Genomic DNA, 11324 nt, shown 5'->3' with positions numbered 1-11324 from the left:
GTCTTCAATGGCTGGGAGCGGACTCACCCAATTCAAGCCAAGGATGGCGTGATCACTTTCTTCCGAAAGCGGTCATCCACGGCCTGGCCGGTCCCCTCCACGGACGGTCGGCCCCTCCTCTCGCACAGCCGGCGACCGACGGGCCCGTCGTCGCTCGGCTCCCCACGTGGTTCTCGGGTCACCGGCAACGGGCGCCGGGACGGGCGCCGGGCCCCTGCGGGCCCCCGGCCGACAACGGGGGCTAGCCCCAGTGTCACGGGCCGCCGGCCTGCCTACCGTGGTCGGCATGAGCGGAATGGACGCGCGGGACGCCGAGCTGAAGAAGGAACTCAACGCCACCTTGCAGGCACGCAGGGAACTGGGCGACGAGTACGAGTCCGCGCTGGTCGACTCGTTCATGGAGAAGGTCGACCAGCGCATCGACGGCGTGGTGGAGCGCCGGGTGCGCCGGCAGCTCGCCGAGCAGCAGATGACGGTGGCCCGGGACTCCCGGACACCGAGGGCCACGGACAGCTGGGGCGAGCGCTTCGGCTTCGGGATCGTCTCCCTGGTCCTGGCGGTGCCGCTGTCCGCGATCGGCGGGGGTGTGGCGCATCTGCCCGGCCTGTTGGCCGCCTGGCTGGGCATCGTCGGCGTGAACGTCGTCCAGGCCGCACGCGTCAACCCGGACCTGTTCGGCTCCCGCCGCCGACGGCGGGAGCCGGACGACGCCTGGGAAGACTGAGCACACGGGAGGGGCCGCGGAGGGCCACCGAGGGCGGCCGCGGAAGGGCTGTGCGCGGGGACCACCGCACCCCCGTCGCCGGGGGGCGGGACGACGGCGGTCCCCGCGCGGGGACGCGGGCCGGCCGGGCCGGGCCGCGCGTCCTGGCGTCCGTGGAGGTCCGGGAGCCGCTCCGGAGATCCTCGACGCCGTTCCCTGTCGGCCCGGGAAGGGGAGCCTCCCCGCGCTGAACGCCTGGAAGGTGCCCACGCCTTCCCGCCGACACCCCTCACTCTGCCGGGCCGGTGTGAAGCGAGTGCTGCGCGCACATGACACCCGCGTACCACTTCCGCGAATCCCACGAAAACCGCGTATGAAGATCGCGCACGACTCGGCTCCCCGGCGTCCACGGCCGGTTCACCGGCGCTTCACGAGGGCCGAACACCGAGGGCCGAACACCGGAGGCCGGCGCCGACCGGCGCCGGCCTCCGTGACGGTCCCTCACCAGCCGTCCGTCAGTTCCCCTCCTTGGCGAGGAAGGACAGCAGGTCCTGGCGGCCGACCACACCGGTCGGCTTGCCCTCGACCAGGACGATCGCCGCGTCCGCCTTGCCCAGCACGGCCATCAGGTCCGCGACGGGCTCACCGGAGCCGACCTGCGGCAGCGGGGCGGACATGTGCTTCTCCAGCGGGTCCTCGAGCGAGGCGTGCTTGCTGAACAGCGCGTCCAGCAGATCCCGTTCCACCACCGAGCCGACGACCTCGGCGGCCATCACGTCCGGGTGACCGGCGCCCGGCTTGACGACCGGCATCTGCGAGACGCCGTACTCGCGCAGCACCTCGATGGCCTGCCCGACCGTCTCGTCGGGGTGCATGTGCACGAGGGAAGGAATGTGCCCGCCCTCCTTGTGGTCGAGGACGGCACCGACGCGGGCGCTCGGACCGGCGTCCTCGAGGAAGCCGTAGTCGGCCATCCACTCGTCGTTGAAGATCTTGCTGAGGTAGCCGCGCCCGCTGTCCGGGAGCAGCACCACCACGACGTCGTCCTCACTGAGCCGCTCGGCCACCCGCAGCGCCGCCACGACGGCCATGCCGCACGATCCGCCGACGAGCAGGCCCTCCTCCTTGGCGAGGCGCCGGGTCATCTGGAAGGAGTCCTTGTCGGACACGGGGACGATCTCGTCCGCGACGGTCCGGTCGTAGGCGGTGGGCCAGAAGTCCTCGCCCACGCCCTCCACCAGGTACGGCCGCCCGGAGCCGCCCGAGTAGACGGAGCCCTCGGGGTCGGCGCCGATGACCTGCACGCGGCCGTCGCTGGCGTCCTTGAGGTAGCGCCCGGTCCCGGAGATGGTGCCGCCGGTGCCGACTCCGGCCACGAAGTGGGTGATCTTCCCTTCGGTCTGCTCCCACAGCTCGGGACCGGTGGAGTGGTAGTGCGAGAGCGGGTTGTTGGGGTTGGAGTACTGGTCCGGCTTCCAGGCCCCCGGCGTCTCACGGACCAGCCGGTCGGAGACGTTGTAGTAGGAGTCGGGGTGCTCGGGGTCGACGGCGGTCGGGCAGACGACCACTTCCGCCCCGTACGCCCGCAGTACGTTGATCTTGTCCAGGGAGACCTTGTCGGGGCAGACGAAGATGCAGTTGTAGCCCTTCTGCTGGGCCACGATGGCAAGACCGACCCCGGTGTTGCCACTGGTCGGCTCGACGATGGTGCCGCCCGGCCTCAGTTCGCCGCTCTGCTCCGCCGCCTCGATCATGCGCAGGGCGATGCGGTCCTTCACCGATCCGCCGGGGTTGAAGTACTCCACCTTGGCCAGGACAGTCGCCCCTATGCCCTTGGTGACGTTGTTGAGCCTCACGAGCGGGGTGTCGCCGACGAGGCTGATCATCGAGTCGTGGAATTGCACCGTTGTCTCCGGATGCTGCAAAAGAGGTGGTTGTCGTGGTGCTGCCAGCCTAGAGCCTGCCTCTGAGCCGCTGCCCGCTCCGACCCGGCCGGGTCGTTCACCCACCGTTGAGATTGGACGACGGTCCGTACGGGGCAAGCACTGGGTGTACGGCTTCGAGGAGGTGGCGGCGAGGCATGACACGCATGTCGAGGGCGAGGGTGGCCCGGCGGATCGCGGCGGGCGCGGCGTACGGGGGCAGCGGGATCGGCCTGGCCGGTGTGGCCGGCGTCGGGCTGCTGCTGGCCCAGGCCCGGCTGGCGCGACGGCGGGTGGACAACGGCAGGATGCCGCACGTGCCGAACGCGGACGGCCTGTACGGCGCCGCCTACACGGTGCCCGGTGTACCGGCGCTGCGGCTGACGATGCTGGGCGACTCCACGGCCGCCGGGCAGGGGGTCCACCGGGCCGGGCAGACCCCGGGCGCGCTGCTGGCGTCGGGCGTCGCGGCGATCGCGGAGCGGCCCGTGGGGCTGAGCACGGTGGCGGTGCCGGGAGCCCGCTCCGACGACCTGGACCGGCAGGTGACGCGGGCCCTGGCCGATCCGGCCCGGGTGCCCGACATCTGCGTGATCATGGTCGGGGCGAACGACGTCACGCACCGTCTGTCGCCCGCCCTCTCCGTCCGTCACCTGTCCTCGGCGGTACGCCGGCTGCGGACGGCCGGAGCGGAGGTCGTCGTCGGCACCTGTCCGGACCTGGGCACCATCGAGCCGGTCCAGCAGCCCCTGCGCTGGCTGGCCCGGCGGGCCTCCCGGCAGTTGGCGGCGGCGCAGACGATCGGCGCGGTCGAACAGGGCGGGCGCACGGTGTCGCTGGGCGACCTGCTGGGCCCCGAGTTCGCGGCGAACCCCCGTGAGCTCTTCGGCCCCGACAGCTACCACCCCTCCGCCGAGGGGTACGCCACGGCCGCCATGGCCGTCCTGCCGACGGTCTGCGCCGCGCTCTGCCTGTGGCCCGCGCTGGAGGAGCGTCCGGACGCGGCCCGCCGCGAGGGCTTCCTCCCTGTCGCCCGGGCGGCGGCCGAGGCCGCTTCGGAGGCGGGTACCGAGGTCACCGCGGCCGCGCCGACGGCTCCCCGGGGCCCCTGGGCCCTGCTCAAGCGCCGCAAGCGCCGCCGGGTGCCGGAACCGGAGACCGAGCCGCGAGCCGCTCCGGCGGAGGATTCCGGGGAATCCCCAGCCAAAGCAAGCGCTCAGTAGACTGCGGTCAGCGTCACACCGCGCCTCTCGTGACCCTGCCGCTACGTGCGGGTAACTTCCCAAGCAGCCCTGCCCCACCACCCGGTACGTCCTCCGCCGCCCGACCACCACCCCTCAACGAGGCGCTACGCGCCGCCCCTCCCCTCAGGAGCCGTCATGCCCGAAGCCGTGATCGTCTCAGCCACCCGCTCCCCCATCGGCCGCGCCTTCAAGGGCTCCCTGAAGGACCTGCGCCCGGACGACCTGACCGCCTCGGTCATCCAGGCCGCCCTCGCCAAGGTCCCCGAGCTGGACCCGAAGGACATCGACGACCTGATGCTCGGCTGCGGCCTGCCCGGCGGGGAGCAGGGCAACAACCTCGGCCGCATCGTCGCCGTGCAGATGGGGATGGACCACCTTCCCGGCTGCACCGTCACCCGCTACTGCTCGTCGTCCCTGCAGACCTCCCGCATGGCGCTGCACGCCATCAAGGCCGGGGAGGGCGACGTCTTCATCTCGGCCGGCGTCGAGACGGTCTCCCGGTTCACGAAGGGCAACTCCGACAGCCTTCCCGACACCCACAACCCGTTCTTCGCCGAGGCCGAGGCCCGTACCGCCGCCGTCGCGGAGCAGGAGGGCACCACCTGGCACGACCCGCGCGAGGACGGTCTCGTCCCGGACGCCTACATCGCGATGGGCCAGACCGCCGAGAACCTGGCGCGCGCCAAGGGCGTCACCCGCCAGGACATGGACGAGTTCGGCGTCCGCTCGCAGAACCTCGCCGAGGAAGCCATCAGGAACGGCTTCTGGGAGCGCGAGATCACCCCGGTGACGCTGCCCGACGGCACGGTCGTCGCCAAGGACGACGGTCCGCGCGCCGGCGTCACCATGGAGGGCGTCTCCGGCCTCAAGCCCGTCTTCCGCCCCGACGGCCTGGTCACCGCCGGCAACTGCTGCCCGCTCAACGACGGCGCCGCCGCGCTGGTCGTCATGAGCGACACCAAGGCACGCGAGCTCGGCCTGACCCCACTCGCCCGGATCGTGGCCACCGGCGTCTCCGGCCTCTCCCCCGAGATCATGGGCCTCGGCCCGGTCGACGCGTCCCGGCAGGCGCTGCGCCGCGCCGGTCTCACCATCGACGACATCGACCTGGTCGAGATCAACGAGGCGTTCGCCGCCCAGGTGATCCCCTCCTACCGCGAACTCGGCATCCCGCTGGAGAAGCTGAACGTCAACGGCGGTGCCATCGCCGTCGGCCACCCGTTCGGCATGACCGGCGCCCGCATCACCGCCACGCTCATCAACTCCCTCCAGTTCCACGACAAGCAGTTCGGCCTGGAGACGATGTGCGTCGGCGGCGGCCAGGGCATGGCCATGGTCATCGAGCGCCTCAGCTGATCGCCTCGACCGACCGCCGCGGCGACGCCGCAAAGTAGCAGGAGCGGCACGGTCGGTGAGGCGGCGGCCCGGAACTCTCGAACCACCGGGGTTCCGGGCCGTTCCGTGATCCAATCGCCCCCAGGATGTGACCTATCTCCCTCGCCGCGGGATTCACGCAGGTCAGAGCCTTTCCCCTATCCGGCCCAGAAACCGCACTCTGTCCGTTTTGTGACGTTACGCACTGACAGATGGTTAGTCCGCGCTTCAAGCTGATGTAGGAAGTCGGGGGTCGACTTTGAACCGGGAGTACGTCAGTGAGCGCCATGCCGATCGCCCTGCTGGTCACCACGGCCGCCACCGGCGCCGTGGGCGTCGCTGTCCTGCGCAGCATCCTGGTGCTGCGCCGACAGGTCGCGGCTCTGCACACCGAGCTGGCCGAGAACCGCGCCGCCGCCACACGCGCGCTGCTGCCCACCGCCCGCTCGGCCGACGCCGACGAGATACGCGCGGCCGTGGCCGAGGCGCTCGCGGAGGAGCGGGAGCGGGAGCTCGCCGAGGCGCGGGCGTTCTGGGCCGCCCAGGAGGCCCGTGACATCTCCGACTCGCCGACCCTGCTGGGCCTGGCCGACAGTGAGCTGTTCCTGCCGCGGCAGGCCGATCTCGTCGGTCTGGAGCCGGTGACCGAGCCGGGCTCCGACGCCGACGAGTACGCCCCCAAGGACTTCGTCCAGGGCGGCACCCCCGCGGACTCCCCCGAGCTGGCCGCGGCCCGTCGCCGGCACCCCTCGCACCCGGACTTCGTGCCGAACCCGGCCCCGGCCGCCGGCGACGACGAGTGCACCGTGTCCACGCTGGAGGAGCTGGCCGCCTCCGAGGTGGAGCTGACCGACGTCCGCCCCGGCCCGCTGGGCACGCTGGACGTCTACGTCTTCGCCGACGGCACGACGCTGTGCATGACACCGGGGCACCGCGAGACCGCGGAGCGCCTGGCCACGGCCCTGCGCGAGGGCAAGGCCCCGTTCCTGCTCGGCGGCTCCGGCATCTCGGGCGCGTACGCGCTGACCTTCGCCTGCGGCGAGGAGAACGTCTACATCCTGGCGGACCGCGTCATCGCGTCCCTCTGACCCGGGCTCGTCACGCGGGGGTCCCACAAGGGCTCCGCACGCGCCGGGTGTCGCGCCCCGCTGGTGGGCCCGGGGGTGGCGTGTGGGGCACCCCGGATCAGGCCGCGGCGCCCGGTGCGTGCCTCGCAAGGCGGAGCATCACCCGCTTACTGGGCGTACTCGGGTGATGCGACAACGCGGCGAGGTGCCGTGCCAGGCGTCGCGGACCCGGGGTGCTCCACACCGCCACCCCCTACACCCCGGCGCGTTTCTGCGCCTCCTCCACGAGCCGCACCGCCTCCTCGACCTCCCCCTCGTTCTTCAGTACGAGGGCCAGGTCGTGGCCGGCGACGGAGATCTGGTCCGCGGCGGCGAACATGCCCGCGTCGGGCATCTCGCGCAGCTCGGTGCCCGGTTCCTCGACGCGCTGGGTCCACCGGGCCAACTCCCTGGCCAGAGCGAGTGCCTCGGCGGCGGCTCCCCGCTGCAGTCGGCTCTGCGGCGCGGCCCGCAGGCGGTCGGCGAAATGATCCACGGCACGGGTGAGGGGCGTCGTATCAAGCACGCGGTGAGCGTACGCGGCTTGGCGGGGCTGTCGCCAACGGGCGAACCCTCGGGCACGGTGACCCGAAGGACCGGCTTACATCCCCTGCGCTGGAGGCGCCGATGTCCCGAGTCTTCTCCGAGGAGACCCATCGCGACCTGCTCGCCCGCATCCCGCACTGCACCGGTCGTGAGGTCTCCGACTGGCTGCGCACCGTCGAAGAAGGCCCGTCTCTCTTCCGCTTCGAGGAGAAGGTCAGCCGGCTCCGCCACGCATACGACCTGGCGTACGGCCACGCCAAGGCGATCGTCCACGAGTACGACCTGAGAAGGGCCGCGCGCAAGCTGCTCTAGGCACGTGCGCCGCCCCGGTCGGCACTTCCCACTCCACTGCTCACTGTCCGCCGTGCCCTGTCCGCACCACGGCGAAGGGCCCCGGGTGACCCGGGGCCCTTCGCGCGTATGCCGCGTGTGTGCCGGTGCGTCGGCGTGGTGTCAATCGCTGCTGTTGAGGATCGAGATGAGCCTCAGGAACTCCAGGTAGATCCACACCAGCGTCAGCGTGAGGCCGAAGGCCGCGAGCCAGGCCTCCTCGCGCGGGGCACCGTAGGCAAGGCCGTCCTCGACCTGCTTGAAGTCCAGGGCGAGGAAGCAGGCACCGAGGATGATGCCGACGACACCGAAGACGATGCCGAGCGGGCCGCTGCGGAAGCCGAGGCCGTCACCGCCGCCGAACACCGCGAACAGCAGGTTCACGCCCATCAGCAGGATGAAGCCGAGCGCGGCCGCCATCACGAAGCCGTAGAAGCGGCGGTTGACGCGGATCCAGCCCGCCTTGTACGCCACCAGCACCGCGGCGAAGACCGCCATGGTGCCGAGCACGGCCTGCATGGCCGCACCGTCGGCGATGCGGTTGTCGACGATGCTGGAGATGACGCCGAGGAAGACGCCCTCGACGGCGGCATACGTCAGGATCAGCGCGGGCGATGCCTTGCGCTTGAACGACTGCACCAGCGCCAGGACCATGCCGATCAGCGCGGCACCGATGCCGATGCCGTAGGACCGGCTGATGTTGGCGTCGTCGACCGGCAGCAGGGCCCAGGAGAGGGCCGCGGTGACGATGAGCAGGCCGAGCGTGCTCGCCGTGCGCATGATGACGTCGTCGATGGTCATCCGGCCGGTCGCGGCAGGCGCCTGCGGCGGCGCACCGTGCTGCAGATCCTGCTGTCCGTACGGGTTCTGCGCGTAGGGGTTCTGCGCGTACGGGTTGCCGGTGGGCTGCGCGTACGGGTTGCCCTGCGTGGCGACAGCGGGACCCCCGGCCTGCGGCGCGGTGTTGAAGCCCGCGTAGCCGTTGTCGCGGCTGAACCCCCGTCGCGAGAAGACCGGGTTTCTGCTCCTCATTTCACTCCTCCATGGCCACACAGCATGGCCTTGGGCTCAAGAGTAATGGGTAGGCAAAGGAAAGACCCCCCTACCTGGGAAGGATCTTTCCCTCGTCGTGCTGCGCAACACGCTACGCGGCTGCGTGATTCCCCTCACCTCAGGGGCCCGGACATGACAGACCTGGAACCTGTCCGGGCCCGGCCGGAGATCACCGTTGTCCGCCCCACCCGCTCGCGCCGGCGGCGTCCTCCCCGGCACCCTGCCCGGCGCCCCCGGCGACGATCACGTGCCGGCCGGAGACGTCGAGGACCGGCCCGGGAGCGGGGATGCGCACGGGCGCCCCACCGGTCCGGCCCTCGCCGTGGTCACCCAGCACCAGTCCGGAGCCCCAGCCCCAGAGCCCGCCGTCGGTGTCGATGGCGAAGCCGGTGTACTGGAAGGCCGCGATACGGCGAATGGCGGGAAGGCCGCGCACCCGGACCGGCTTCGCCGAGGAGTGGTCCGAGCTGTCGCCGTCGCCGAGGGCACCGCTCACCCCGCGCCCCCAGGCCCGGACGGCGCCGTTCTCGTCGAGGGCGAGGGCGAGGTCGTTGCCGCCCGCCACCTGCACGATGTTCTCCAGACCCGGCACCAGCACCGGACGCCCGGTCCGACCGCCGCGTGGCTCCACGCCGAGCAGCCCGTGGGCGTTGTTCCCCCAGGCGCAGACCCGGCCGTCGCTCTTCACCGCGACCACCGCGCCGTCCGCCGAGGCCACGTCCACGACGCCTTCGACGCCGTCGATCCTCGTCAGGCCGGTGCCGTCCTTGTCCCCCAGGACGTCGGTGAGGTTGATGCCCCACCCGAGCACCCGCCCGTCGGACCGCAGGGCGAACATGCTGAGGGAGCCCGGCCCCATGGAGACGACGCCGTCGACGCCGGGGACGGCCCGGGGCGTGGTCACACCGTCGTGCCCCTGCCGCTTTCCCGCGTTGACCAGGATGTCCTCCGCCCCCCACGCCATCACCGTGCCGTCCCGCCGTACGACGATGAACGTCGAACCGCCGACGTGGACGGCGCGCGCGTCACTGATCCCGGCCACCTTCCGCGGCGCACCTCCGTACACGCGTTCGTGTGTGCCGCGTCCCAGGGAGCCCTTGGTGTTGTGGCCGTACGCCCAGACGGTGCCGTCGGCCTTCACCGCCACAGTGGTGTGGCCGCTGTCGGCGACCGAGACGACATCCGTCCACCCCGGCACCGCGCCCTCGGCCCGCGCACCGGCGGGCGGACCGAAATGCGGGCCGTACGCCCACACCGCACCGGTTCCGGACGCGCCGGCTCCGGACGCCCGGACCCGCCGTCCGGACAGCCCGGCGCCCCGATCACCGCACGATCCGCCTTGCTGCACCCGACCGGCCCGAGCACGACGACCCCTGCGACCAGCACCCGCAGCCACGACGAAACGGCCACAGCCCCACCCCGTCGAGAAAGCGCCCGAAGCGCGGACCGCCTCGGACACCCGGATCATCACCTCCCCATGACCCGTTTCCGATGAGTCGTCGTACTCATAGATGAGTCGTCGTACTCATAAGCGGGTGCGCAGCCGTACGCGGGTACGTGCCCCAGCCCGTCGGCGCGGACCGCTCAGCGGGTGCGGACGGGCGGATTCACCCACCACGGCCGGAGCACGCCGGGTCCCCACGGGCAGGCCCGCCTCGTTGACGGCTTCCCGGGAAGGGGCCGCGGGCGTGGAAGGTGCCCGGAGCCGGACTTGAACCGGCACGCCCCTCGCCGGGGCAGCGAGGTTTAAGCTCGCCGTGTCTGCATTCCACCATCCGGGCAGGCCATGGGCTCCGCGTCGGGCACACGCCGAGCCTATCGGGACCCCCCTCCCCAACAGCGGGGTGGTGGGCCCATGTTGTCTTATTTTATTGGCGCCTGAGAGAGCATCAGGAAACGAAAAACGCCATCAGCACTTGCCACCAGCCTTGCGAGTGGGGGCCGGCCGCGCATGCGGAATGACGGAATTTCACCGTCTGAACAAGGTCACTCCACCTGTTCTGACGATGTTCGTCGCGCGGGCCGGCTCCTTCCCGGGGTCGGGGTCGTCCGTCATCCCCAGGTATGACAGCGGCCCCGGTGGTCAGCCCGGAGTCGCCCCCCACAACCGGAGCAGCGGGTGACTACACGGCGGTGAGCGCGCGGAACGATGGACCACGTCCCCGTTCCCGCGCAACACGTCGTCGCGAAAGACGTCGTCGCGAAACAGTCGTCCCGACAGGAGTGCCCATCCCGTGACCATCGCACCCATTGCCGACCGGGCCACCGCCGTGGCCGCGCGCGCCACGGACTTGTCGAAGATCTACGGCCGGGGCGAGACCCAGGTGGTCGCCCTCGACCAGGTCTCCGTCGACTTCCGGCAGGCGGAGTTCACCGCGATCATGGGCCCGTCGGGGTCCGGCAAGTCCACGCTCATGCACTGCGTCGCCGGTCTCGACACGTTCTCGTCCGGTTCCGTGCGCATCGGCGACACCGAGCTGGGCTCCCTGAAGGACAAACAGCTGACCACGCTGCGCCGGGACAAGATCGGCTTCATCTTCCAGGCGTTCAACCTGCTGCCGACCCTCACGGCCCTGGAGAACATCACCCTTCCGATGGACATCGCGGGGCGCAAACCGGACAGGCAGTGGCTGGACACCGTGATCGGGATGGTCGGCCTGTCCGACCGGCTGAGCCACCGGCCCGCGCAGCTCTCCGGCGGCCAGCAGCAGCGGGTCGCCGTGGCGCGGGCGCTGGCCTCCCGGCCCGACATCATCTTCGGCGACGAGCCCACCGGCAACCTCGACTCCCGCTCCGGCGCCGAGGTGCTCGGCTTCCTGCGCAACTCCGTGCGCGAGCTGGGGCAGACGGTGGTCATGGTGACCCACGACCCGGTCGCCGCGGCGTACGCGGACCGGGTGGTGTTCCTCGCGGACGGCAGGATCGTGGACGAGGTGCACGGGCCGACGGCCGACTCGGTGCTCGACCGCATGAAGAAGTTCAACGCCAAGGGCCGCACCAGCTGAGACATCGTCATCACCCGAATCCCCGCCACCGACTGAGGCGG

Annotated in this window: 10 protein-coding genes and 1 tRNA gene; 6 read left to right on the top strand and 5 right to left on the bottom strand. The window is 71.5% G+C overall.

The features are described from left to right. Nucleotides 1-295 precede the first annotated feature (295 nt). Nucleotides 296-724, top strand: a complete 429-nt coding sequence (locus tag WJ438_RS24915) for a hypothetical protein (protein WP_406729803.1) — start codon at nucleotides 296-298, stop codon at nucleotides 722-724. A gap of 494 nt (nucleotides 725-1218) precedes the next feature. On the opposite strand, the gene WJ438_RS24910 is transcribed toward WJ438_RS24915, so the two are convergent. Then, on the bottom strand, nucleotides 1219-2607 hold the full coding sequence (locus WJ438_RS24910; protein ID WP_406727212.1) for a cystathionine beta-synthase: 1389 nt from the start codon (nucleotides 2605-2607) through the stop codon (nucleotides 1219-1221). A 176-nt stretch (nucleotides 2608-2783) separates the two neighbouring features. Here WJ438_RS24910 and WJ438_RS24905 point away from each other — a divergent pair, with 176 nt between their 5' ends. The 3 genes from WJ438_RS24905 (at nucleotide 2784) to WJ438_RS24895 (ending at nucleotide 6331) form a co-directional block, all read left to right on the top strand. Then, a complete protein-coding gene (locus WJ438_RS24905) occupies nucleotides 2784-3848 on the top strand; it encodes an SGNH/GDSL hydrolase family protein (protein WP_406727211.1) in 1065 nt (354 codons plus the stop codon). A 156-nt stretch (nucleotides 3849-4004) separates the two neighbouring features. Further along, nucleotides 4005-5225, top strand: a complete 1221-nt coding sequence (locus WJ438_RS24900) for an acetyl-CoA C-acetyltransferase (RefSeq protein ID WP_406727210.1) — start codon at nucleotides 4005-4007, stop codon at nucleotides 5223-5225. Between the two features lie 296 nt (nucleotides 5226-5521). Continuing rightward, nucleotides 5522-6331: a hypothetical protein gene (locus WJ438_RS24895; protein WP_406727209.1), complete on the top strand. Its 810-nt coding sequence runs from the start codon at nucleotides 5522-5524 to the stop codon at nucleotides 6329-6331. A gap of 232 nt (nucleotides 6332-6563) precedes the next feature. Here the strand turns inward: WJ438_RS24895 and WJ438_RS24890 are convergent, their stop codons facing one another. Then, entirely contained in the window at nucleotides 6564-6875 is a 312-nt protein-coding gene (locus WJ438_RS24890; protein ID WP_406727208.1) for a hypothetical protein, read from the bottom strand. 101 nt (nucleotides 6876-6976) lie between these two features. Between WJ438_RS24890 and WJ438_RS24885 the strand changes: the two genes are divergently transcribed. Continuing rightward, nucleotides 6977-7207 (top strand): DUF4287 domain-containing protein, encoded by a 231-nt coding sequence (locus WJ438_RS24885; RefSeq protein ID WP_406727207.1) that lies wholly within the window; start codon nucleotides 6977-6979, stop codon nucleotides 7205-7207. A gap of 141 nt (nucleotides 7208-7348) precedes the next feature. Here the strand turns inward: WJ438_RS24885 and WJ438_RS24880 are convergent, their stop codons facing one another. The 3 genes from WJ438_RS24880 to WJ438_RS24870 all read right to left on the bottom strand — a co-directional run bounded on the left by WJ438_RS24880 (nucleotide 7349) and on the right by WJ438_RS24870 (nucleotide 10059). After that, on the bottom strand, nucleotides 7349-8257 hold the full coding sequence (locus WJ438_RS24880; protein WP_406727206.1) for a Bax inhibitor-1/YccA family protein: 909 nt from the start codon (nucleotides 8255-8257) through the stop codon (nucleotides 7349-7351). Nucleotides 8258-8447: 190 nt separating this feature from the next. Beyond that, complete coding sequence (locus WJ438_RS24875) at nucleotides 8448-9533, bottom strand: RCC1 domain-containing protein (RefSeq protein ID WP_406727205.1); 1086 nt, start codon at nucleotides 9531-9533, stop codon at nucleotides 8448-8450. Nucleotides 9534-9974: 441 nt separating this feature from the next. Next, nucleotides 9975-10059 (bottom strand) — tRNA-Leu (locus WJ438_RS24870). Nucleotides 10060-10512: 453 nt separating this feature from the next. Here WJ438_RS24870 and WJ438_RS24865 point away from each other — a divergent pair. Further along, nucleotides 10513-11283: an ABC transporter ATP-binding protein gene (locus tag WJ438_RS24865; protein ID WP_406727204.1), complete on the top strand. Its 771-nt coding sequence runs from the start codon at nucleotides 10513-10515 to the stop codon at nucleotides 11281-11283. Nucleotides 11284-11324 lie beyond the last annotated feature (41 nt).

Source organism: Streptomyces sp. GD-15H (assembly GCF_045291515.1).
Classification (GTDB): Bacteria; Actinomycetota; Actinomycetes; order Streptomycetales; family Streptomycetaceae; genus Streptomyces.
Note: the sequence above shows the minus strand (reverse complement) of the source record. Positions and strands in the feature narration are given on the sequence as shown.